General features: G+C 30.1%; 18 protein-coding genes. 10 read left to right on the forward strand and 8 right to left on the reverse strand.

The features are described from left to right. Positions 1-11: 11 nt before the first annotated feature. The 4 genes from ACFQZW_RS03725 to ACFQZW_RS03740 all read left to right on the forward strand — a co-directional run bounded on the left by ACFQZW_RS03725 (position 12) and on the right by ACFQZW_RS03740 (position 7,328). Entirely contained in the window at positions 12-2,927 is a 2,916-nt protein-coding gene (locus ACFQZW_RS03725) for an FAD-binding and (Fe-S)-binding domain-containing protein (protein ID WP_386781502.1), read from the forward strand. Beyond that, a complete protein-coding gene (locus ACFQZW_RS03730) occupies positions 2,927-3,940 on the forward strand; it encodes a dipeptide epimerase (protein WP_298285795.1) in 1,014 nt (337 codons plus the stop codon). The genes ACFQZW_RS03725 and ACFQZW_RS03730 overlap by 1 nt, the downstream gene beginning before the upstream one ends. Before the next feature lie 13 nt (positions 3,941-3,953). Further along, positions 3,954-6,872: a glycoside hydrolase family 3 N-terminal domain-containing protein gene (locus ACFQZW_RS03735; protein WP_386781503.1), complete on the forward strand. Its 2,919-nt coding sequence runs from the start codon at positions 3,954-3,956 to the stop codon at positions 6,870-6,872. 222 nt (positions 6,873-7,094) lie between these two features. Then, positions 7,095-7,328 carry a uroporphyrinogen decarboxylase gene (locus ACFQZW_RS03740; RefSeq protein ID WP_298264261.1) on the forward strand — a complete coding sequence of 78 codons (234 nt, stop codon included), beginning with the start codon at positions 7,095-7,097 and terminating at the stop codon, positions 7,326-7,328. Between the two features lie 16 nt (positions 7,329-7,344). Here the strand turns inward: ACFQZW_RS03740 and ACFQZW_RS03745 are convergent, their stop codons facing one another. Continuing rightward, positions 7,345-8,034 (reverse strand): cell division ATP-binding protein FtsE, encoded by a 690-nt coding sequence (locus ACFQZW_RS03745; RefSeq protein ID WP_298264260.1) that lies wholly within the window; start codon positions 8,032-8,034, stop codon positions 7,345-7,347. 203 nt (positions 8,035-8,237) lie between these two features. Here ACFQZW_RS03745 and ACFQZW_RS03750 point away from each other — a divergent pair, with 203 nt between their 5' ends. The 5 genes from ACFQZW_RS03750 to ACFQZW_RS03770 all read left to right on the forward strand — a co-directional run bounded on the left by ACFQZW_RS03750 (position 8,238) and on the right by ACFQZW_RS03770 (position 16,813). Continuing rightward, entirely contained in the window at positions 8,238-11,255 is a 3,018-nt protein-coding gene (locus ACFQZW_RS03750; RefSeq protein ID WP_386781504.1) for a tetratricopeptide repeat protein, read from the forward strand. Between the two features lie 55 nt (positions 11,256-11,310). Beyond that, positions 11,311-13,041 (forward strand): TonB-dependent receptor, encoded by a 1,731-nt coding sequence (locus tag ACFQZW_RS03755; protein ID WP_386781505.1) that lies wholly within the window; start codon positions 11,311-11,313, stop codon positions 13,039-13,041. A 62-nt stretch (positions 13,042-13,103) separates the two neighbouring features. Next, complete coding sequence (locus tag ACFQZW_RS03760; protein ID WP_386781506.1) at positions 13,104-14,510, forward strand: M20/M25/M40 family metallo-hydrolase; 1,407 nt, start codon at positions 13,104-13,106, stop codon at positions 14,508-14,510. A 6-nt stretch (positions 14,511-14,516) separates the two neighbouring features. Continuing rightward, the gene (locus ACFQZW_RS03765) at positions 14,517-16,133 is read left to right on the forward strand and encodes an amidohydrolase (RefSeq protein WP_386781507.1); all 1,617 of its coding nucleotides are present in this window, start codon (positions 14,517-14,519) and stop codon (positions 16,131-16,133) included. Positions 16,134-16,138: 5 nt separating this feature from the next. Further along, the gene (locus ACFQZW_RS03770) at positions 16,139-16,813 is read left to right on the forward strand and encodes a uracil-DNA glycosylase family protein (RefSeq protein WP_372802219.1); all 675 of its coding nucleotides are present in this window, start codon (positions 16,139-16,141) and stop codon (positions 16,811-16,813) included. Here the strand turns inward: ACFQZW_RS03770 and trpA are convergent. Genes trpA through ACFQZW_RS03805 form a run of 7 tightly spaced genes read right to left on the reverse strand, consistent with a single transcriptional unit; the run spans position 16,803 to position 23,153 of the window. After that, entirely contained in the window at positions 16,803-17,567 is a 765-nt protein-coding gene (gene trpA / locus ACFQZW_RS03775; protein WP_298264252.1) for a tryptophan synthase subunit alpha, read from the reverse strand. The genes ACFQZW_RS03770 and trpA overlap by 11 nt on opposite strands. Before the next feature lie 3 nt (positions 17,568-17,570). After that, on the reverse strand, positions 17,571-18,752 hold the full coding sequence (trpB, locus tag ACFQZW_RS03780; RefSeq protein WP_386781508.1) for a tryptophan synthase subunit beta: 1,182 nt from the start codon (positions 18,750-18,752) through the stop codon (positions 17,571-17,573). Then, complete coding sequence (locus tag ACFQZW_RS03785) at positions 18,749-19,357, reverse strand: phosphoribosylanthranilate isomerase (RefSeq protein ID WP_298264249.1); 609 nt, start codon at positions 19,355-19,357, stop codon at positions 18,749-18,751. Before ACFQZW_RS03785 ends, trpB begins: the two co-directional genes overlap by 4 nt. Before the next feature lie 7 nt (positions 19,358-19,364). After that, complete coding sequence (gene trpC, locus ACFQZW_RS03790) at positions 19,365-20,150, reverse strand: indole-3-glycerol phosphate synthase TrpC (protein ID WP_386781509.1); 786 nt, start codon at positions 20,148-20,150, stop codon at positions 19,365-19,367. Between the two features lie 18 nt (positions 20,151-20,168). Continuing rightward, a complete protein-coding gene (gene trpD, locus ACFQZW_RS03795) occupies positions 20,169-21,158 on the reverse strand; it encodes an anthranilate phosphoribosyltransferase (protein ID WP_386781510.1) in 990 nt (329 codons plus the stop codon). Next, the gene (locus ACFQZW_RS03800) at positions 21,155-21,733 is read right to left on the reverse strand and encodes an anthranilate synthase component II (protein WP_386781511.1); all 579 of its coding nucleotides are present in this window, start codon (positions 21,731-21,733) and stop codon (positions 21,155-21,157) included. Before ACFQZW_RS03800 ends, trpD begins: the two co-directional genes overlap by 4 nt. A gap of 28 nt (positions 21,734-21,761) precedes the next feature. After that, entirely contained in the window at positions 21,762-23,153 is a 1,392-nt protein-coding gene (locus ACFQZW_RS03805; RefSeq protein ID WP_298264243.1) for an anthranilate synthase component I family protein, read from the reverse strand. 224 nt (positions 23,154-23,377) lie between these two features. Here ACFQZW_RS03805 and ACFQZW_RS03810 point away from each other — a divergent pair, with 224 nt between their 5' ends. Continuing rightward, positions 23,378-24,214, forward strand: coding sequence for a GIN domain-containing protein (locus tag ACFQZW_RS03810; protein ID WP_386781512.1), 837 nt, complete (start codon positions 23,378-23,380; stop codon positions 24,212-24,214). Positions 24,215-24,219: the final 5 nt, after the last annotated feature.

A 24,219-nucleotide genomic window follows, 5' to 3' on the forward strand; every position in this document is an offset into this window, starting at 1 on the left:
AAACCAATTTTATGTCTACCAAAACAATAGACTTAAACCCATTAGCAAATGTATTATCAGGATCCGTTTTTTTTGACAATTTACATAAAAGTATCTATGCTACCGATGCCTCAGTATATAGAAAAATACCATTAGGGGTTGCCTATCCAAAAAACAATGATGACATTAAAACGCTAATTAAATTCGCCAATGAAAATAATATATCATTAATTCCTAGAGCCGCTGGAACTTCATTAGCAGGACAATGTGTTGGTGACGGTTTAGTTGTTGATATTTCTAAACATTTCACCAAAATTATTGCATTTAATGAACACGCTAAAACAGTTACTGTTCAATCTGGAGTAATTAGAGATGAGTTGAACAACTTTTTAAAACCATACGGATTATTTTTTGGCCCAAATACCTCAACAAGTAATCGTTGTATGATTGGCGGTATGGTTGGAAATAATTCATCTGGAACAACCTCAATAAAATATGGTGTTACAAGAGATAAAGTTATTGAATTAAAGACAATTTTAAGCGATGGTTCTGAAGTAACTTTTAATGAATTAACCTTTCAACAATTTCAACAAAAGCAACTTGGAAATTCTTTAGAAAACAACATATATAAGACTATTTTTAATGAATTATCAAATAAAGAAACACAACAAGAAATTATAAATCAGTTTCCTAAAAAAAACATCCACCGAAGAAACAATGGTTATCCTATTGATGAACTATTAAATTACGAAGAATTTGGAGGTGAAAATAAAACCATAAACTTAGCAACACTTTTAACCGGAAGCGAAGGAACATTAGCCTTCACTACTGAAATAACTTTAAAGTTAGACCCATTACCTCCTTCAAAAAACATTATGATTGCAGCTCACTTTAGCAGTATCCAAGAGAGCATGGAAGCTGTTGTTATTGCAATGAAACATAATTTATTTACGTGTGAACTAATGGACAAAACTATTTTAGATTGCACAAAAAATAATCGAGAACAACTTAAAAACAGGTTCTTTGTTGAAGGTGATCCAAAAGCTATTTTAATGTTAGAAATCTGCACTAATTCTGAAGAGGAATCCAACAAAAAAGCAGATGAGTTAATTAACGATTTAAAAGCTAAAAATTTAGGTTATGCATTTCCTAAATTAGTTAATAATGACATTGATAAGGCTGTAAACTTAAGAAAAGCTGGATTAGGGTTATTAGGAAATATGGTTGGTGACAATAAAACCGTAGCCTGTATTGAAGATACGGCTGTAACAGTAAAAGACCTGCCAAATTACATTGCAGAATTCACTAAAATGATGGAAGATTTCGGACAAGAAGCTGTGTATTACGCCCATGCTGGTGCTGGTGAATTACATTTACGTCCAATCCTTAATTTAAAAAAGAGAGAAGATGTGGTTTTGTTTAGAGAAATAACTTCTAAAACTGCCCATTTAGTAAAAAAATATGGAGGATCATTTAGTGGTGAACACGGTGATGGAATTGTAAGAGCTGAATTTATTCCTCAAATGATTGGAGAAAAAAATTACGAGCTTCTAAAACGCATAAAACACACTTTTGATCCTCATAACATCTTCAATAAAGGTAAAATTGTAGATCCATTCCCAATGGATGAAAGTTTGCGTTATCAAGCCGATAGGACAGAACCTAAAATTGAAACTATACAAGATTTTTCTGATAGTTTAGGAATTCTAAGAGCTTCCGAAAAGTGTAACGGTTCAGGCGATTGCAGAAAGCTTCCAGAAGCTGGTGGAACCATGTGCCCAAGTTACAGAGCCACCAAAAATGAAAAAGATACAACACGTGCAAGAGCAAATGCCCTACGCGAATTTTTAACAAATTCAGAAAAACAAAACAAATTTAACCACAAAGAGTTATACGATGTTTTCGACTTATGCTTAAGTTGTAAAGCATGCGCCAGTGAATGTCCGAGTAATGTAGATGTTGCTGCCTTAAAAGCAGAGTTTTTACATCAATATTACAAAGAAAACGGAGTTCCGTTTAGAACTCAACTATTTGCAGATAATGTTAAATGGAATAAATTAGGAAGCCTAACACCTACATTTACAAATTTAGTATTAAACACAAAACTCACCAAAAAAATAATGGGAATTGCCACCCAAAGAAGCATTCCTAAATTAGCTAAAACAACCGTTTACAGTTGGTATAAACGAAACAAAAAAAGATTACTTTCTCAGCCTGTAAAATTTGGAGAAATCTTTTTATTTGTGGATGAGTTTACAAATTATTACGACGCTAATATTGGTATTGACACCATTGAATTATTAACAGAACTTGGCTATAAAGTAACCATTACAAAACACGAAGAAAGTGGAAGAAGTTTTATTTCAAAAGGAATTTTAGACAAAGCAAAAGAAAAGGCAGATTTCAATGTTGATTTTTTTAAAGCTAAGATAACTAATAGCAAACCTCTTGTTGGAATAGAACCATCAGCAATTTTATCATTTAGAGATGAATATTTAAGATTGGCTGATGATAAAAATGCTGCTAAAGAAATTTCAAAAAACACTTTTACCATTGAAGAGTTTATAAAAAGAGAATTTGAAAAAAATAACATCTCTTCTGAAAGCTTTACAACAAAAACAGCAACGTTAAAAATTCACGGTCATTGTCAACAAAAATCATTAAGTAGCACAGAACCTACTTTTAAAATGTTATCAATTCCAAAAAATTACAGTGTTACTATTTTAAATTCAGGATGTTGCGGTATGGCAGGCTCTTTTGGCTATGAAAAAGAACATTATCAGATAAGCATGCAGGTTGGAGAAGACACCTTATTTCCAAAAATAAGAAATGCTGGTAAAGAAACCATTATAGCAGCTTCAGGAACAAGTTGTAGGCACCAAATTAAAGATGGTACATCCATCAATTCTAAACACCCAGTTACAATTTTAAAAGAAGCTTTATTATAATGAAACTAATTATTCACACTTATAAATTAAAGCTAAAGCACCCATTTACAATATCAAGAGGAACAAGAACGGAAATTCCTTCCATAATTGTAGAACTTTCTCACAATGGTAAATCGGGTTTTGGAGAAGCGACCGCAAATCCTTACTACCATACAACTGTAGAAAAATTTGAAGAAGAACTTATTGAAAAACATAAAACTATTGAAGTTTTTTCCAATCAAACTCCAGAAGAATATTGGACATATCTACTTCCCCATTTTGCAAATAATATGTTCTTATTATGCGCTTTAGATGAAGCTTATACAGATTTATATACTCGTTTACAAAATCTAAAACTTTACCAGTATTGGAGTTTAAAACTTGAAAACCTCCCTCAAACTAATTATACCATTGGAATTGATTCTATTGAAAAAATGACTTCAAAAATGAAGGAAGTCCCTTGGCCAATTTATAAAATTAAATTAGGCACTAAAGATGATATTCAAATTGTAACAGAATTAAGAAAACATTCAAATTCCATTTTTAGAATTGATGCAAATTGTGGTTGGGAAGTTACAGAAACCGTAAAAAACTCTGTTGAATTAAAAAAGCTAGGTGTCGAATTTATTGAACAACCGCTTCCAGCAGATAATTGGAAAGGCTCAAAAGTTGTTTACGAAAATTCACATTTACCAATTATAGCAGATGAAAGCTGCATTATTGAAACTGATGTTGAAAAATGTTACAATCACTTTCATGGAGTTAATGTTAAATTAATGAAATGTGGTGGCTTAACTCCTGCAAAAAGAATGATTACCAAAGCTAAATCTTTAGGCTTAAAAACTATGGTGGGTTGTATGACAGAATCTTCTGTAGGTATTTCAGCAATTGCACACTTAACACCTTTATTAAATTATGTAGATATGGATGGAGCACTATTACTTAAAAATGATATTGCTAAAGGAGTTACATTAAATAATGGAAACATTGTATTTTCTAAATTAAACGGAACTGGAGTTCTATTAAACAAATAAAATCTAAGTTAAAATGAAAAAAATAATATTTGCAAGTCTATTCCTATTACTCGCTAAAAGCTACGGACAACAAATTGACCCTTTACTAACAACCGATGTTGAGAATCAAGAAAAGTGGGTTGAAAGCACTATGAATAAATTAAGCTTAGATGAAAAAATTGGTCAGCTTTTTATGATTCAAGCGTATTCAAATAAAGATAGAAAACATAAAGCCTACATAAAAAAAATGATTAAAAAATACCATGTTGGTGGCTTAATTTTTATGCAAGGAACTCCTGAAAAACAAGCACAATTAACAAATTACTATCAATCAACTTCAAATATCCCTTTATTAATTGGTTTTGATGGTGAATGGGGTTTAAATATGCGCTTAAAAAATTCCTTTAGATATCCTTGGAATATGACTTTAGGTGCTGTTCAAAATAATAAATTAATTGAACAGTTTGGTGAACGATTAGGAGAACATTGCAAAAGAATAGGAATCCATATCAATTTTGCTCCAGTAGTTGATATCAATACCAATCCTGCAAACCCAATTATTGGAAATCGTTCTTTTGGTGAAAACAAATATAATGTAAGTCAAAAATCAATTGCGTTTACCAATGGAATGCAACGTGTAGGTGTTTTAGCAAATGCGAAACATTTTCCTGGGCATGGCGATACTTCAACAGATTCGCATAAAACACTTCCCTTTTTAGATTTTAATTTAGACAGACTAGAATCTATAGAATTATTTCCTTACAAAGAATTGTTTAAAACCAATTTGGCTAGTGTTATGGTAGCACATTTAAACGTGCCTTCTCTAGAGCCTAAAGAAGGAGTTCCAACTTCAATTTCATATAAAGTAATCACTGAACTTTTAAAAGAAAAAATGGGCTATAATGGACTTATTTTTACCGATGCTTTAAATATGAAAGGTGCTGCTAATTATGCAAAACCAGGTGATATTGATTTAGCTGCCTTTTTAGCTGGTAACGATATGTTATTAATTCCTGAAAATGTTAAAGTAGCTGTAAAAAAGCTAAAATCTGCGCTTAAAAATAAACTTTTTACAGAAGAACGACTTGATGAATCTGTTAGAAAAATTTTAAAAGCCAAATACTGGGCTGGGTTGAACAACTTTAAGCCTATAAATGAAAATGGCATACAAGAAGATATTATTACGGTAAAAGATCAACTACTTTACAATACTTTAATGAAAGAAGCCATAACGCTTGTTCAAAATAAAAAAGCAATTGTACCTATAAAAGAACTAACTAATAATAAGATTGCATATGTAAAACTAGGTGATTCTGACAATGCTGATTTTACAACTACCTTAAAAAAGTACACGCAAGTTGATATAATTTCTGAAGAAAATTTAACAGTATTACTGCAAAAATTAAAACCTTATACAACCGTTATTATTGGCTATCATAAATCCAATGAAAATCCTTGGAAAAGTTTTAAAATGACAAAAAAAGAGCTTACTTGGTTACAAGAAATCTCTAAAAATAACAGCGTTGTCCTTGATGTTTTCGCTAGTCCATATACCCTTTTAGATATTCAAGATTTTAGCCATATTGATGCAGTTTTAGTTTCCTATCAAAATAGTAAAGCATCTCAAGAAATTTCTGCTCAAATGATTTTTGGAGCATTAGAAATAAAAGGAAAATTACCGGTTTCGATAAATCAAGTTTTTCCTGAAGGAACTGGAATAACTACTTCCAATTTAATGAGACTATCTTACAGCATCCCAGAAGAAGTAGATATGGACAGTAAATTACTTTCTAAAATTGATTCTCTAACAACTATGGTTGTTGATTCTACAATGGCACCTGGCGGACAAGTATTAGTAGCTCGTTATGGGAAAGTAGTTTATCATAAAAGTTTTGGTTACCATACTTATGATAAAAAACAACCCGTAAAATTAACCGATTTATACGATTTAGCTTCGGTAACAAAAATTTTAGGTGGTCTTCCAATGATAATGAAAGGTGAAGAAATGGGTTTATTTAATTTAGAAACTACTCTTGAGGAATTTTTACCTTATTTAAAAGGCTCTAATAAAGATACTATTACTTTAAAAGAAGCTTTATCTCATGTGGGTAAAATAAAACCTTGGATTCCCTATTATTTAGAAACTGTTGACAGCGTTACTAAAAAACCTTTTAACAACTTATATAGTACAACTAAAAGTGATGAATTTTCAATTAAAGTTGCTGAAAATTTATTTTTAATTAATTCTTATACCGACTCTATTTACAAGAAAATAGCTGAAGCCCCTCAAAGAAAAACTGAAGGGTATAAATACAGTGGACTTATTTTTTACTTGTTTAAAAAATACATTAAAAATACATTTCATAAAGAAATGGATGTGTTAAACAATGAAAACTTCTACCTTCCTTTAGGTGCAAACTCTTTAGTTTACAATCCTTTAGAGAGATTTAATGCAACTGAAATAGCTCCTACTGAAATTGATGATTATTACAGGCATCAAACTTTAAGAGGCGATGTTCATGACATGGGTGCAGCAATGATGAATGGAGTTAGTGGAAACGCAGGATTATTTTCAAATTCTAATGATGTTGCCAAAATGATGCAAATGTATTTACAAAAAGGGTTTTATGGTGGCAAAAGATACTTTGAAAGTAAAACTATTGATAAATTTAACCACCGATATTATGAAAATGACAGTATAAGAAGAGGGCTTGGTTTTGACAAACCTAGCTTAGATCCAGAAATTAAAGCAAGTAGTAAATATGCTTCTGCTAATAGCTTTGGGCATAGTGGATTTACGGGAACATTTGCTTGGGCTGATCCAGACAATGGCATTTTATATGTATTTTTATCCAATAGAGTTTACCCTGTTATGAGTAATAATAAACTTGGAGAGAAAGATATCCGTTCTGAAATTCATAACCTAATTTACGAAGCAATTCAAAGAAATTAAACTATTAATGGATCCTAAAGTGAGCAGAAATTTTACAATCTTTTTAACATTTTTTTTATTGGTTTTGTAAAATAATTTGTATATTTGCATCGGTAAGTGGTAACACTTGCCAATCTTTTTCATAGCAATTTTCCTCACTCATCTTGAGTGAGGTTTCTTTTTTATAGACTTTTCCTTAGTTTATTTATAAGTATATTTGTCGACTTAATTAAAATTAATTATATGATTTTTGGAATTTCAATTACAGAGTGGGTGGGATATTTAGCTTCTTTAGCTTTAATTATTTCTTTTATGATGAAAAATGTAAATACCTTAAGAGTGATAAATTCTATTGGAGCTATTTTGTTTGTAATTTACGGATTTATGCTTGCAATTTCTTGGCCTATTATAATTACCAATACTTTTATTCTACTTGTAAATTTTTACTACCTCTTTTTTAAAAGAAAAACCGATTAAATTAATTTTGTTGTTTTTAAACTGACGTTTTTTGCTGTACCACTTCAAATAATTCACCACCTTCACATTTAATTGTTTTGTATGGAAATTTTAATATTAACGCATAATCATGGGTAGCCATTAAAATTGTTTTACCACTATCGTGAATTTCTTTTAATACATTCATTACATCTACAGAAGTTGAGGGATCTAGATTCCCTGTAGGCTCATCTGCCAAAATTAAATCTGGATCATTTAACAAGGCTCTTGCAATAGCTACTCTTTGTTGTTCTCCTCCAGATAATTGAAATGGCATTTTAAAATCTTTAGTTTCCATTCCTACTTTTGAAAGTACTTCTTTAATTTTAGATGCAATTTTATTTTGATCTTTCCAGCCGGTAGCTTTAAGTACAAATTTTAAATTTTCAAAAACACTTCGGTCGTTTAATAATTTAAAATCTTGAAAAACAATTCCTAACTTTCTTCTTAAAAAAGGAATTTCTTTTTCTTTTAAAGTATTTAAATTAAATCCTACAATACTACCTGTCCCCTTTTCTAAAGGCAAATCGCCATACAAGGTTTTCATTAAACTACTTTTTCCACTTCCAGTTTTCCCAATTAAATAAACAAACTCTCCTCTATTTATTTGTAAGTTTACATTAGATAAAACTAAATTTTCTCTTTGAAAAATTTCTGCACTTTGTAAAGAAAGTATTGCTTCAGCCATAAAATTGTAGATTTTTAACAAAACTAACCATTTAAATGTTAAGTTTCAACTTGTACATAATTAATTCTTAAACTTCCTAAAAACTATAGAAAAGGTATAATTATTGTTATAACTTTTGAATAAATATTTTAAACCTATAATGCAATTTCGTAGATTTTTTGCGTTATTACACTATAGTTTTAAACTTTCAATTTTTGCAAATTATGAATTATAGAAAAGCTGTTCTACCATTTTTATTAGTATTTGTAACACATTTTATAACCGCTCAAAAAACTGATATTTACACCAATCCTCTTTCTGAATACAATCATGCTATTGAGCTTTATCAAAACAAAGCTTATGTAGCTGCTCAACATAAATTCAACAACATTAAAGGTAAATTCGATAACTCTTCAGAGTTAAAAGCTAATTGTGAATATTATGCCGCTAATTGTGCTGTGAGGCTGGGTCAACGAAACTCGGATGATTTAATGCAAAAATTTGTTGATAAATACCCTACAAGTACCAAAAGAAATAGTGCTTTTATTGATGTAGCCGATTACTATTTTAAAATTGCAAAGTATTCTTACGCAGCAAAATGGTACAAACGTGTAAATACAACCAATTTATCTCTAAAAAAAGAAGAAGAATACAATTTCAAATACGGATATTCTTTATTTGCAACCAAAAATTATTCTGCAGCCAAAGAGTATTTTTTAAGTTTATTAGACTCTCAAGAATATGGTGCTCAAGCAAAATATTATTACGGATATATAGCTTACAATAATGATGATTATGCTACTGCAGACAAATATTTAGGAGAAGTAGTTGAGGATAACTCTTATAAAACAGATGTTTCCTATTATTTAGCTGATATGAATTTTAAGCTTGGAAAATTTGAAAAAGCTATAGAAAACGGATTACCATTGTTAAAAAAATCAAGAGGTATTGAACATTCTGAAATTTCAAAAATAGTGGGTGAAAGTTATTTTAACCTTCAAAAATATAAAGAAGCCATTCCGCATCTAAAAAATTACAAAGGTAAAAGAGGAAAATGGACAAATACTGATTTTTACTTATTAGGTTACGCCTATTACAAACAAAACGACTTTGAAAATGCTGTTAATAATTTTAATAAAATAATTAATGGAACTAATATGGTAGCACAAAATGCATACTACCATTTAGCAGAATGTTATTTAAAACTTGATAAAAAAGCTGAAGCATTGAACGCTTTTAGAAATGCTGCGCAAATGACGTTTAAACCTGAAATTCAAAAAGATGCTTGGTTAAACTATGCTAAATTAAGCTATGAAATTGGAAACCCTTATAAAAGTGTGCCTGAAGTATTACAAGAATACATTGAGTTGTACCCAAATTCTTCTCATAAAGATGAAATTAACGAGCTTATCATTAGTGCTTACATAACTTCAAAAGATTACAAAGGCGCACTAGTCTTTTTAAAAAATAAAAAAAGCTCCAAAGAACGTACTCTATTTCAAAAAGTTGCTTTTTACAGAGGTGCCGAATTGTTTGCTGAAGGAAATTATGATTTAGCAAAAGAAAATTTTGAAAACTCACTTTCAATTCCATTGGATGCAACTACCACTGCAAAAGCAATGTACTGGAAAGGAGAATCTAATTACAGATTGAATAATTTTATAAGTGCCATAAATGATTTTAAATCTTTTAAAGCCAACTCTGAAGCTCAAAACCTACCAGAATATGACTTATTAAATTATAATATGGCTTATGCCTACTTTAAACAAAAAGAGTACACTAATGCCATCACTGCTTTTAAACAATATACCAGTAAAAGCTCTAATGATGAAGTTCGTTTAAATGACAGTTACTTGAGAATTGCTGATAGTTATTTTGTAACTAGAAATTATTCGAATGCTATAAATTATTACAATAAAGCTATTGATGCTAACGGAATAGATACCGATTATGCACAATTTCAAAAAGCTATCAGTTATGGTCTTGTTGGAAACTCCAATGCTAAAATTAATGAATTAGTAGCTTTTTTAAACAAACATGGAAGATCTACCTATAGAGATGACGCATTTTACGTATTAGGAAATTCCTATATTGAAAAAGGTCAAAATCAATTAGCTATAGAAAGTTTTGATCAATTAATTTCCAACTTTAGAAGAAGTCCATTGGTTTCAAAAGCTATGCTTAAAAAAGGGTTGATTTACTATAATACAGATCAAAATGAACAAGCCTTAACAACCTATAAAAATGTTGTGAAAAGATTTCCAAATACCGCCGAAACAAAACAAGCCGTAAAAAACACCCGTCAAATTTATGTTGATTTAGGAAGAGTGGACGAATATGCATCTTGGGTTAAAAATATAGACTTTATAAATATTTCTGATGCTGAGTTGGATAATGACATGTACGAATCAGCAGAAAAACAATTTCTACAAAACAATCATAAAAAAGCCATTACTAGTTTTTCAAAATACCTTCAAAATTTTCCAAATGGAATTCATCATTTAAAAGCTAATTTTTACTTAGCTCAATCTTATTTTTCAGAAAAAGAACACCTTAAAGCTATTCCATACTATAGTTTTATTGTGCAACAAGAACAAAATGAATTTACAGAAAAGTCTTTAGAAAACTTATCACTAATTCATTTAGAAAATAATGATTGGACCAAAGCCATTCCAGTATTAGAACGTTTAGAAACAGAAGCAAACTCGCCTCAAACCATTACTTTCGCACAATCCAACTTAATGAAAGGTTATTATGCCAATGAAAATTATACAAAAGCTGAAAATTATGCGGAGTTAGTATTACAAAACTCGAAGTTAGAAGATCGTATAAAATCTGATGCACATATAATTATTGCGCGATCAGCCATAAAAACGAAAAATGAAAATAAAGCCAGAAGTGCCTACAAACAAGTAGAAAGTATAGCTTCAGGAGAGCTAAAAGCTGAAGCCCTTTATTACAGTGCTTACTTTGAAAATAAAGATGGTAGCTATAGAGTATCCAACCAAATAATTCAGAAAATTGCCGCTGATTATGCCGCATATAAATATTGGGCTGCAAAAGGTTTAATTATTATGGCAACAAATTATTATGAATTAAAAGATGCCTACCAAGCTACTTATATTTTAGAAAGTGTTCTCAAAAATTTCTCAGAATTTGACGATGTAGTTGAAGAAGCTACCACAGAATTAAATAGAATAAAAAAGGAAGAAGCAAAAACAAATGAGTCTGTAAAAAATTAAAGTTTTTCTACTTTCAAACATTCATAATTAAATGTTCAAACTAAAAATATTCACAATGCGAAAATTATATATATTAGCATCCTTTTTATTAATTTCTAGCATATTATCATCTCAAGAAACAAAAAAAGACACCCTTAAAACAGAAGAAATTAATGTTGTAAAACCCTATTCTCCAACTATTTCAGATGCTTTTAAAGTGAAATCAAACCCTGTTATAAATCAAGCTGAAAATATTCAAAAAGAAAAGGTAAGTTATAGCATATTCTCTTTTCCTGTTGCTTCAACATTCACTCCATCAAAAGGAAAAGCTCAAAAGGTAACCAGAGCACCAAAAGAACGTTTATTTGAAAACTATATTTCAGCAGGTTTTGGAAATTTTACCAGCCCATTTTTTGAAGCCTACTTACATACTGGTGATGCTCGTTATAATGACTTCGGTTTGTTTATTAAACATCTTTCTTCAGAAGGTGGTATTAAAGATTTACTGTTAAATGACAATTTTTCTGATACAAGAATTGATGGTTATTACAAACAATTTGATCGCGACTTTAATTGGCAAATTAATGCTGGTGTACAAAGAGAAATGTACAATTATTATGGATTGCCTGAAAATAATTACAGCGATACATTTATAGAATCTATGGATGAAAAACAAGTGTATAAAAATAGTTACATAGGTGGAAAAATTGATTTTAAAGATTCTTTTTTTCAAGGTGCAACAGCTGAAATTGTAAACTTTTCTGATAATTACAATAGCAATGAAATAAGATTGATAGCAAAACCAAAATTCGAATTTCCAATTTCAACAGAACTTATTAATAGTGAGTTTTTAGTCGATCTAGTTTCGGGGAAATTTAAACAAGGCTACAATGCTACTAACGATATCAACCACAGTTTTTTAAATTTAGGTTTTAGTCCAAATTTAGAAATATTAAGAGAAAATTTAAGTATAAATTTAGGTGCTAAACTGTATTATTCTAATGATTTAGAACGTAAAACCAATGAATTTTACGCATATCCAAATGTGACAGCTTCTTTAAAATTAGTTGATGAAGTGCTTATTTTAGTTGCTGGTGTTACTGGAGATCTAATTCAAAATACATACAGAGATTTAGCAAATGAAAATCCTTATATTTCACCTACTCAAACCATTTTACAAACCGATCAACAATACAAAGCCTTTGCTGGAGCCAAAGGAAAATTAGCGTCTAATATTGGTTATAACTTTAATGTAAGTCATACAAGTGAAAAGAACAAGCCATTTTATATACTAAATCAAACAAAAACTGATGGAGATATAACTATTGATAACGGCTATGAAGCTGGAAATTCTTTTAGTGTTGTTTATGATAATGTAAAAACCTTAGGAGTTTTTGCAGAGCTAACCATAGATGCTTCTAATGAATTTGATTTTTCTAGCTCAATAAATTATACAAATCATACAACTGAAAATTTAGCTGAAGCTTGGAATTCACCGGAATTAACAGCTACTATTTCAGCTGATTATCAAAATAAAAGCTGGTTTGCTGGAGCCAAACTATTTTATAAAGGAGAAACCAAAGATTATCAAATGCCTTATGGCTCAATTGCAACAGATGCTGGTACATTAATTACCAATGATTCTTATATAGATTTAAATTTAAATGGAGGCTATATTTTTTCAGATAGATTAACAGCTTTTGCTAAAATTAACAATGCCTTAGGAAAAAAATACCACACTTTTGTAAATTATCAAGTACAAACATTGCAAATTTTAGGTGGGATTACTTATAAATTTGACTTGTAACATTAGGTATTTAATATTAAACTTTTTTTATGTAGTTTTAAACATCTTAAAAACTATATAAAATGAAACATTTTTTTTTAGCAATAAGTTTTCTTATTGCTTTTGTTTCTTGCAATAATAAAAAGCAAACAAGCCAAACCTCAGAAACTTTAGATTACCAAAAAGATTCTACTACCATTAAACAACTTTTTAACACCGCATTAACTCAGGGTAAAAGCTACCAATGGTTAGACTATTTATCTAATGAAATTGGAGGAAGACTTTCAGGTTCTCCCGAAGCTCAATTAGCTGTTGAATGGGGAGAAAAATTAATGAATGACCTTGATTTTGATAACGTTTGGTTACAACCCCTAATGGTTCCTCATTGGATACGAGGAGAAAAAGAAGAAGCTTTTTTTACAATTAACAATCAAAACTACAATGTTCCTATCTGTGCTTTAGGAGGGTCTATAGCAACACCTAAAAATGGAGTAACTGGTGAGGTTATTGAAGTACACAGCCTAGAAGAAGCTGAAAATTTAGGCGAAAAATTGAGAGGAAAAATTATTTTTTTTAACAGACCTTTTGACGATACACTAATTCATACTTTTAAAGCCTATGGTGGTTGTGTAGATCAAAGAGGAAGCGGAGCAAGGGTTGTGGGTAAATATGGTGTTTTAGGAGTAATTGTAAGATCAATGACCCACAGTATAGATGATTTCCCACATACAGGAGCTATGAGTTATAGAGATATTCCTGAAAATGAAAAAGTGCCAACTGCTGCAATTAGTACAAAAGCTGCTAATTTATTAAGTGAAAAACTAAAAGAAAATCCAACTTTAAAGTTTTTCTTTAAACAACATTGTGAAACACTACCAGACGCTCCTTCTTATAATGTGATAGGTGAAATTAAAGGAAGTGAGTTTCCAAATAAATATATAACTGTAGGAGGGCACCTAGATTCTTGGGATCTTGGTGATGGCGCACATGATGATGGCGCTGGGATAGTTCAATCTATTGAGGTATTACGCCTTTTAAAATTAAACAATATTAAACCAAAACATACCATCCGAGTTGTATTATTTATGAATGAAGAAAATGGGTTACGTGGTGGCAAGAAATATGCTGAAGAAGCCAAAAAAAATAATGAAATTCATGTTGCAGCATTAGAATCAGACTCTGGAGGATTTACACCTAGAGGATTTACATTTGATGCCAATTCAAAAAATATTGATTTGTTTATGAGTTGGAAACCTTTATTTGCTCCTTATGGATTACATGACATAGTAAAAGGACATGGAGGAGCTGATATTGGTCCTTTAAAATCTGAAACCATTTCTTTGTTTGGTTACAGACCAGATTCTCAACGTTATTTCGATTATCATCATGCTTCAACAGATACTTTCGATAAAGTCAATAAAAGAGAACTCGAACTTGGCGCAGCTTCTATGGCTTCATTGGTATATTTAATAGACACTTACTTAAATTAATAAACCATGAAAAAACTACTTGTATTAGGCATTTCATTTCTTACCATATGTTGTGTAAAAAAAGAGATGGTAGACACCATTGTAATAAATGCAAACATTTATACGGTAAATTCAAATTTTGATAAGGCTGAGGCTTTCGCAATAAAAGATGGTAAAATTATTGACGTTGGTACCTCTCTAGATATTCAATCTAAATACGCTGCAACCTATATTAATGATGCTAAAGGAAAAACCATAGTTCCAGGGTTTATTGATGCTCACTGCCATTTTTTAGGTTTAGGATTACAGCAGCAAAAAGTTGATTTGTCTGGCACCAAAAGTTTTGATGAAGTTATAGAACGTATTGTAGCTTTTCAAAAAGAAAAAAATGTACCATACATAACTGGTAGAGGTTGGGATCAAAATGATTGGGAAATAAAAGAATTTCCAACAAAAGACAAATTAGATGAGTTATTCCCAAATACGCCCATTTCGGTTAGAAGAATTGATGGCCATGCGACCTTAGCCAATCAAGCTGCAATTGATTTAGCAGGAGTTACAATAAACACCCCTGAAGAAGGCGGGTTCATTTTAAAAAAAGATGGAAAGTTAACAGGTATTTTTATTGATGGGCCTATTGGACTTATTGAATCTAAAATACCAAAAAAATCAGACTTAGAAATCGTAAATGCATTAAAAGATGCTGAAAAAATTTGTTTTGATTATGGCTTAACCACAGTAGATGATGCTGGAATTTCTAAAAAAGTAATAGAAATAATTGACAGCCTACAACAAACAAATGAATTAAACATAAAAATATATGCAATGGTTTCTGCTAGCGATGAAAACATTGATTATTTTACCCAAAAAGGAATTATTAAAACCAATTTACTAAATGTACGTTCGTTTAAAGTTTATGCTGATGGTGCATTAGGCTCAAGAGGTGCCGCTATGAAAAAAGAATATAGCGATCAACACAACCATTATGGTGCATTGGTAACTCCATTGGAAGATTTAAAACGTTTTGCCAACAAAATTGCAACTTCAGATTATCAAATGAATACACATGCGATAGGAGACTCTGCCAATTATGTAATGTTAAAAACCTATAAAGAAGTTTTAAAAGATCAAAAAGAAAAACGTTGGAGAATTGAACATGCTCAAATCATTGATTTAAAAGATTTTGATTATTTTAAAAATATAATACCTTCAGTACAACCTACACATGCTACATCTGATATGTATTGGGCAGAAGATAGAGTTGGAAAAGATCGAATTAAAGGTGCTTACGCCTATAAAGATTTATTAAATACCTATGGAAAAGTTGCTTTAGGTACTGACTTCCCAGTTGAAAAAGTAAGTCCCTTTTTAACATTTTATGCTTCTGTTGCTCGTAAAGACTTAAATAATTACCCTAACAATGGTTTTCAAATGGAAAATGCTTTAAGTAGAGAAGAAACATTGAAAGGTATGACCATATGGGCAGCATACGCCAACTTTGAAGAAAACGAAAAAGGAAGTATAGAAGTAGGGAAATTTGCAGATTTTATTGTATTAAACAAAAATATTATGGAAATTGAAGAAGCTCAAATTCCTTATATTCAAGTAGAAGAAACTTATGTAAATGGAGAAAAGGTAAAATAATTAAAATGTTTTTACATAAACACCCATACCAACCATTTATCCCAAAAAATGCTACTAAATTAATTGTTGGGACTTTACCTCCGCCTAGGTTTTCAATTCAAAAATTAAAACAAGGAGATGTAGATTTTTGTTATGGCAGTATCGATGGACACTTGTGGAAAATTTTAAATGAAATATTTCAATTAAATCTATACTTTGAAACATCTGATATTGCTATCCAACAACGAAAGGATTTTTTAACTGAAAAAAGCATTGGTATCTGTGATATTGTAGCATCTTGTAATCGTGAAAAAATAGATGCTTCAGACTTGGGAATGAAAAATATTAAATTAAGAGATTTAAACTATTTCATCTCTAAAAACCCTAAAATTGAAACCTTATTATTAACTGGAGGAAACAGTAAAAATGGCCCAGAATACCATTTAAGAAAGTATTTAAAAACTAAAAAAATTGAACTTATTCCTATTTCATTAGATACCCCTAGAATTCATAATTTTAGTTTTGAAGATACTTCAAAAGTATTTCGAAAAATTAAAGTGGTTTCACTAACTGCACCATCTGGAGCTGCTAACAGAGCTGTTGGAAGCAATCCAACTTATAAATTATTAAAACAGAAAAACCCTAATTTCAATACATTTGACTTTAGGGTTTTACAATACAAAAAGTTTTTTAATCAATAATTGAAGTCACAAATTCATTAATTTTTGCAATTCCATTTTGATTTAAATGTTTGATAAAAGCAGAACCTATGATTGCTCCTTTAGTTTTATCAGTAGCTTGTTTAAAAGTAGCTGAATTTGAAATTCCAAAACCTACAATTTGAGGCGTTTTTAAATTCATTGCAGCAATACGTTCAAAATATTCTTTTTGAACAGTTCCAAAAGTATTTTGCGAACCTGTAACGCTTGCTGAACTTACCATATAAACAAATCCTCTAGAAATTTTATCAATAAAATAAATACGTTCTTGTGATGTTTGAGGAGTAATTAAAAATATATTTATCAAATCATATTTTTCGAAAATAACTTTGTAATTTTCACTATATTCTTTCACAGGTAAATCTGGAATTATCAATCCGTCAATCCCAATTTCTTTACATTTTTTACAAAAATTTTCAATTCCATATTGCATCATAGGATTAAAATACCCCATAATAATTAAAGGAATTTTGACATTTTTACGTATATCTTTTAATTGATCAAATAAAATTTCAGTGGTCATTCCGTTTTCCAAAGCTTTTGTAGAGCTTTCCTGAATTGTTGGGCCATCGGCTAAAGGATCGCTAAAAGGCAAACCAATTTCAATCATATCTACTCCACTATTTTCTAAACTTTCAATAATTGAAACTGTACTGTTCAACTGTGGAAAACCAGCTGTAAAATAAATAGATAATAGCTTTTTATCTTCTTGTAGTTTTTTATTTATTCGATTCATTTTTTACAACTTAAAATAGTTAATATACGTATTTAAATCTTTGTCTCCCCTACCTGATAAATTCAATACAACTACATCTGTTTTTTTAAATTTTTTAGTATTAAAAACTGCCAAAGCATGGGAACTTTCTATCGCGGGAATAATGCCTTCAAATTCACATAACTCAATACCAGCTTTCATAGCTTCATCATCTGTAACAGAAATAAACTCTGCTCGTTTACTTTCGCTTAAATATGCATGTAAAGGGCCAACCCCAGGGTAATCTAAGCCTGCAGAAATAGAATAAGGCTCGGTAATTTGACCATCTTTAGTTTGCATTAGCAAGGTTTTACTCCCATGAATAATACCTTCATTACCTAATACGCTTGTAGCTGCGCTTTCACCAGAATCTATTCCAAGCCCAGCGGCTTCAACAGCAATTAAACCTACATTCTCCTCTGCTAAATAATGGTAAAAAGCACCAGCAGCATTACTTCCTCCACCAACACAAGCAATTACATAATCTGGATTTTCTTTACCTTCTTTTTCAGTTAACTGTTTTTTAATTTCTTCTGAAATGACCGATTGAAAACGAGCCACCATATCTGGATAAGGATGAGGACCTACGACAGAACCAATAATGTAATGTGTATCCACAGGGTTATTAATCCAATCTCTAATAGCTTCATTTGTAGCATCTTTTAATGTTTTACTACCAGATAAAGCAGGAATCACAGTTGCTCCTAACATTTTCATACGAGCTACATTTGGTGCCTGCCGTGCAATGTCTATTTCACCCATATATACAATACACTCCATCCCCATTAAAGCACAAACTGTAGCTGTTGCAACTCCATGTTGACCAGCTCCTGTTTCAGCTATAATTCTTTTTTTACCCAAACGTTTTGCCATTAAAATTTGCCCAATAGTATTGTTTACTTTATGAGCTCCTGTATGACATAAATCTTCTCTTTTTAAATAAATTTTGGTATTGTATTTATCTGAAAGTCGCTTTGCAAAATACAATGGTGTAGGACGACCTACATAATCTTTTAACAAGCTTTTAAATTCTTTTTGAAAAGAATCAGATTTCATTATCTTTAAATAATTTACTCTAAGCTCTTCTACGTTTGGATATAGCATTTCTGGAATAAAAGCTCCACCAAATTTTCCATAATATCCATTTTCATCTACAAAATAACTCATTTTAAGTTTTCTTTAAATTCTTTTATATCGTTTATATTTTTTAATGCAGGTTTAATTTCAAAACCACTATTAATATCAATACCCGCAAATAATTTATGGTTCATTTTTTTTATTTCATTTGCATCAATTTTAGTAATGCCTCCACTTAATAAAAAAGGAGTGTTACCTTTATAATTTTTTAAAATTTTCCAATTGAATTTAACACCGTTTCCGCCATAATCTTTTCCTTTGGTGTCAAATAAAAAATAATCACAAATAGCTTGGTAAGCCTCTGTTTGTGAAAAATCAAAAGCATCATTTACAGAAAATGCTTTAAAAACCATTAAATTATTCTCTTTTAATAACCTACAATATAAAGGAGATTCATTTCCGTGCAATTGAACAGCATCAAGTTGGCAAAGTTGGGCAACTCTCAAAACTTCATCAATTGTTTCATTTACAAAAACCCCTACTTTTTTAATGGTTGAAGGAATTTCCACTTCTGGAAATTTAGTTACAAATCGTTTCGATTTTTTATAGAAAATAAAGCCTATGAAGTCTGGTTCCAAAATTAGTAAGTTTTGAATATTTTCTTTATCACGCATTCCACAAACCTTTATTTTCATCAACTATTTATTTTATTTGGTTAATAAACTCTTTACAAGCCAAACCTGGATTCTCTGTTTTCATAAAGTTTTCTCCAATTAAAAACCCTTGAAAACCATATTCTTTTAAACCTGTAATAATTCTAGGATCACTTAAACCACTTTCGGAAACTTTGATACATGAATCTGGTATTTGGTTTGCTAATTGTATTGAATGTTCTAAGTCAACTTCAAACGTTTTTAAATTTCTATTATTAATTCCAATAATTTTATGATCTAAATTTAGTTTATCCAATTCTTCTTGATTGTGCACTTCATATAAAACATCTAGCCCTAAATCTTCCGCAAGTTGTCCGTAATTTTTAAGTTCTTCTTTTGTTAAACAAGCTGCAATTAATAAAACAACATCAGCTCCTATGGCTTTTGCTTCAACAATTTGAAATCCGTCAACAATAAAATCTTTTCTCAAAATTGGAATTGAATCATTTACCGAACGTGCTTGCATAATATCTAATACATTTCCTCCAAAAAAATCTAAATCTGTTAAAATAGATTGTGCTGCAATGTTAGCTTCCATATAACCTTTTGTTACTTCAATAACTGAAGCTGTATTATTAATAACTCCTTTTGAAGGCGATTGCCTTTTAAACTCAGCTATAATTCCTGAAGAACCTATTTTTAACAGACTTTTTTTAAGCGATATTGGTGTACGATTAAAATTAGGACTTTTTACTAATTTTTCAACCATCACTTCTTTTTTAAGCAGTGCTACTTCTTGTTTTTTATGTGCTATTATTTTATCTAAAATATTCATCTTTTGAGCTATGAATTTTTAATTACTAATTAATTTTTCTAAACATTGCTTTGCTTTCAAACTTTTTAACGATTCTTTTGCCTCTTCAAAAGCAGCGTCAAAGGATTTTGATGGATCAAAAGTTTTTAAAGCATAAGCAGTATTTGTTAAAACTACATTATTTTGAGCTTCAGTACCTTTTCCGTTTAAAATGGAAATGAATATTTTTGCAGCTTCTTTAACCGTAGCTCCTCCAAAAATTTCAGTTTGTTCCAACCTTCTTAACCCTAAATTTTCAGGAGTAGTTAGTTGTTCGTTGTTTTTGGTCAATAATTTAAAACCGCCTGTTAACGAAATTTCATCATAGCCATCTAAACTAAATACAATACCATAATTTTTTGAAGTTTCTTGTAATAAGTAGTTGTAAATTCTAGCAACTTCTAAATTAAACACCCCTACTAATTGATTTTGTGGGTTACTTGGGTTTACAAGAGGTCCTAACATATTAAAAAAAGTTTTAACACCCAATTCTCTTCTAATTGGACCTACAGCTTTCATTGCTGGATGAAACAATGGCGCATGTAAAAAACAAATATTTGCTTTATCAATTTGATGCTTTAATTCAGACTCATTATTTGTAAATTGATAGCCTAAATATTCTAACATATTAGAAGATCCACTTATTGAAGAAACTCCATAATTTCCATGTTTAGCAACTTTATTACCTGTTCCTGCTACAATAAAAGAAGTTAAGGTTGAAATATTAAATGTATTTTTTCCATCACCTCCAGTACCACATAAATCAATGGTGTTAAATTCTGACAGATCAATTTTAATTGCTAATTCTAACAATGCCTCTCTAAAACCTGCTAATTCTTTTACAGAGATTGGACGCATTAAATATACGGTTAAAAACGAAGCCATTTGAGAAGTATTATACTCTTCATTTGCCATACGAATTAGTACTTCTTTAGCTTCATTTTTAGAGAGTTGTTGTTGTTCAAAAAGTTTATTTAAAATATTTTTCATTTTGTATGGGCTTCTATAAAGTTTCTTACAATTTGTTCTCCTACTGGCGTTAAAATTGATTCTGGATGGTATTGTACGGCACTTATATTGTATTTTTTATGCTGTAAAGACATTATTGAACCATCTTCATCTACAGAGGTAATTTCTAATTCTGAAGGAAATTTCTTAGAAGAAGCTATCCAAGAATGGTAACGAGCTGCCTCAAATTCAGTTGGAACGTTTTTATAAATTACAGCATCGCAATTAGTAATTTTCATTTTAGTTGCTACACCATGAAAAACATTTTCTAAATTTTCTAAAGAGCCTCCAAAAACTTCTGTAATAGCTTGTAAGCCTAAACATACTCCAAAAATTGGTTTTGAAGCTGCATAGGTTTTGATAACCTCTTTTAAAACTCCTGCTTCATCAGGTAAACCAGGCCCAGGAGATAAAATAATTAAATCGTAATTAGCTACCTCCTCTACAGAAATTTCATCATTTCTATAAACTGAAGGATACACTCCTGTAATATCTTCAACCATATGCACTAAGTTATAGGTAAAAGAATCGTAATTATCTATTATTAATATTTTCATAAGTTTAATCTGTAATCGTACTCTTATTTTAAATTTCTTCTGCTAAAACCAATGCTTTTTTTAAAGCCGCAAGTTTATTATTTACTTCTTGTAGTTCACTTTCTTCTTTAGAATTAATCACAACACCTGCACCAGCTTGATAAAATAAGGTGTTATTTTTACTTACAAATGAACGGATGGCGATTGCTAAATTTACCGTATTGTTTAAACCGATAAAACCAACTGCTCCTCCATAAAATCCGCGAGATTGGTTTTCATAGGTATCAATTAACTCCATAGCTTTATATTTTGGAGCTCCGCTTAAAGTTCCTGCTGGGAACGTATCTCCAACAATTTCAATTGCTTTTCCTTTAGGAATTCCTTTGACCGTAGAAACTAAATGAATTACATGGCTAAAAAATTGTACTTCTTTAAAAATCTCAACACTCACATCGGTTGCGTGTTTACTTAAATCGTTTCTCGCCAAATCTACCAACATTACATGTTCTGCATTTTCCTTTTTATCGTTTGATAGTTTTTCGCCTAAAGCTAGGTCAGAATTCATATCCCCAGTACGTTTAAATGTTCCTGCAATTGGATTAATTACTGCACTATCTTCAGTTATTTTTATTTGGGCTTCTGGTGAAGAACCCATTAATTTATAGCTTCCATAATCAAAATAAAACAAATAAGGTGAAGGGTTAATAGACCTTAACGCTCTATACACATTAAACTCATCTCCTTTATATTTTTGTTGAAATTGACGCGATAATACCAATTGAAAAACATCTCCTCTTTTACAATGTCCTTTGGCTTTTGTAACATTATTCTTAAAATCTTGATCGTTACAGTTTGAAGATTCTTTTCCAACAGTTTCAAATTTATACAAACCATAAGTTCTGGCATTTATTAAAGATTCAATTTCATGTATTCTTGAAGTTGTTCCTTTTTCTATATTTTCAATGAGTGTAAGTTCATTATTGTAATGATTAATTGCAATTACAAATTTGAAAAAACTAAATTGAAAATCTGGTATTTCAGAAGCTGCTTTTTTAGTTGTAAATTTTATGGTGTCAAAATACTGTACTGCGTTGTAAGAGATATGCCCATAAAATCCATTAAACGATTTTATTTCATCTTCGCAATCAACTTCTATAGTATTCGCATATTTTTCAAAAATATCATAAAAATTGTTTGCTATTACTTCTTGTTTTACTTCTTTATTCTTATAGTAATAGTTAAACCTATTTTCATCAGCTTTAAATGTAATAATAGGTTCAACACATAAAAAAGTATAGCTTTCCTCTTTACTGTGGTAATCTGAACTTTCTAACAATAAACTATTGGCATATTTATCTCTAATTTTTGAATACATTCCTACAGGAGTAATGGTATCAGCCAATTGCTTTTTTGTAATTGTTTTAAACTTTATTTTTTTCATTTTTTTAGAATAAAAAAAGGACCTATCGCGAGATAAGTCCTTTTTGTTTTATATTAAAATAGTAATATAGTAGTTCTTCTCGCTTATTGCATAAGAGAGTTCCACCACCAATTCATATTTAAACTATTGTTCTTCATTTATTGAACGACAAATTTAATATAGATTTTTAAATGACCAAACTAATATCTAAAAATTATTTCTTTATTTTTGAAAAAACAAATCTAATGAAAACATTAAGTCAACTTCCAATAGCTCTATTTTTACTTTTATCAATTTCCATAAATGCTCAAGGAAAACTAAAAGGAAATAAAGAAGTTACTACTGAAAATAGAGAAATTTCGGATTTTACAAAAGTTGAAGTTCTTGATAAAATTTCTGTTAAATTAGTGTATAATGAAAACCAATCGGTACTTGTTGAAACAGATTCTAATATACAAAGTTCTATCATAACTGAAGTAGTTAATGGGACTCTTATTATTAAATTAAATGAAAAAATTGGTAAATACCGAGAAATGACCGTTCATTTATCTGTAAATAATAATTTAAAAGAATTGTTTGCTTATAATAAATCCTCATTAAAATCTGACAATTTATTAATTATAGATTCGTTAAAAATTAATGCTTTTGATGATGCTGAGATAGTTCTTAAAGTAAACACAAAAACTCTTGATATTCAAGCTAAAAAAACTACTAAACTTAATTTAGAAGCAGTGAGTAATGAAACGATAATTAATACGGAAGAGTCGGCAAATTTAAAGGCTACAATTGACACTAAAAATATCCTTATCAATGTATTGGATAGATCCGATATCAATTTAAAAGGAACTTGTAGTCATTTAGAAATGGAATCTAATGGAAATAGTACATTTAAAGGTAATAACTTTAAGACTAAAACAGCTATTGTTAAAACCAACAACAATTCAAAAGCTTATATAAACTCCTCAGAGTCAATAGACATTTCTGCATTCAACTCTTCTGAAGTTTATTTATATGCGAATCCTAAAATTACATTAGCTCATTTTTTAGATAAAGCATCACTTTATAAAAGACCTTCAAATTAATCCTA

The organism is Lutibacter aestuarii, assembly GCF_042676885.1.
Taxonomy (GTDB): Bacteria; Bacteroidota; Bacteroidia; order Flavobacteriales; family Flavobacteriaceae; genus Lutibacter; species Lutibacter aestuarii.

Coding starts and splice junctions, on each gene's coding strand:
- ACFQZW_RS03725 (WP_386781502.1), top strand. CDS start 12: ATGTCTACCAAAACAATAGACTTAAACCCATTAGCAAATGTATTATCA.
- ACFQZW_RS03730 (WP_298285795.1), top strand. CDS start 2,927: ATGAAACTAATTATTCACACTTATAAATTAAAGCTAAAGCACCCATTT.
- ACFQZW_RS03735 (WP_386781503.1), top strand. CDS start 3,954: ATGAAAAAAATAATATTTGCAAGTCTATTCCTATTACTCGCTAAAAGC.
- ACFQZW_RS03740 (WP_298264261.1), top strand. CDS start 7,095: ATGATTTTTGGAATTTCAATTACAGAGTGGGTGGGATATTTAGCTTCT.
- ACFQZW_RS03745 (WP_298264260.1), bottom strand. CDS start 8,034: ATGGCTGAAGCAATACTTTCTTTACAAAGTGCAGAAATTTTTCAAAGA.
- ACFQZW_RS03750 (WP_386781504.1), top strand. CDS start 8,238: ATGAATTATAGAAAAGCTGTTCTACCATTTTTATTAGTATTTGTAACA.
- ACFQZW_RS03755 (WP_386781505.1), top strand. CDS start 11,311: ATGCGAAAATTATATATATTAGCATCCTTTTTATTAATTTCTAGCATA.
- ACFQZW_RS03760 (WP_386781506.1), top strand. CDS start 13,104: ATGAAACATTTTTTTTTAGCAATAAGTTTTCTTATTGCTTTTGTTTCT.
- ACFQZW_RS03765 (WP_386781507.1), top strand. CDS start 14,517: ATGAAAAAACTACTTGTATTAGGCATTTCATTTCTTACCATATGTTGT.
- ACFQZW_RS03770 (WP_372802219.1), top strand. CDS start 16,139: ATGTTTTTACATAAACACCCATACCAACCATTTATCCCAAAAAATGCT.
- trpA (WP_298264252.1), bottom strand. CDS start 17,567: ATGAATCGAATAAATAAAAAACTACAAGAAGATAAAAAGCTATTATCT.
- trpB (WP_386781508.1), bottom strand. CDS start 18,752: ATGAGTTATTTTGTAGATGAAAATGGATATTATGGAAAATTTGGTGGA.
- ACFQZW_RS03785 (WP_298264249.1), bottom strand. CDS start 19,357: ATGAAAATAAAGGTTTGTGGAATGCGTGATAAAGAAAATATTCAAAAC.
- trpC (WP_386781509.1), bottom strand. CDS start 20,150: ATGAATATTTTAGATAAAATAATAGCACATAAAAAACAAGAAGTAGCA.
- trpD (WP_386781510.1), bottom strand. CDS start 21,158: ATGAAAAATATTTTAAATAAACTTTTTGAACAACAACAACTCTCTAAA.
- ACFQZW_RS03800 (WP_386781511.1), bottom strand. CDS start 21,733: ATGAAAATATTAATAATAGATAATTACGATTCTTTTACCTATAACTTA.
- ACFQZW_RS03805 (WP_298264243.1), bottom strand. CDS start 23,153: ATGAAAAAAATAAAGTTTAAAACAATTACAAAAAAGCAATTGGCTGAT.
- ACFQZW_RS03810 (WP_386781512.1), top strand. CDS start 23,378: ATGAAAACATTAAGTCAACTTCCAATAGCTCTATTTTTACTTTTATCA.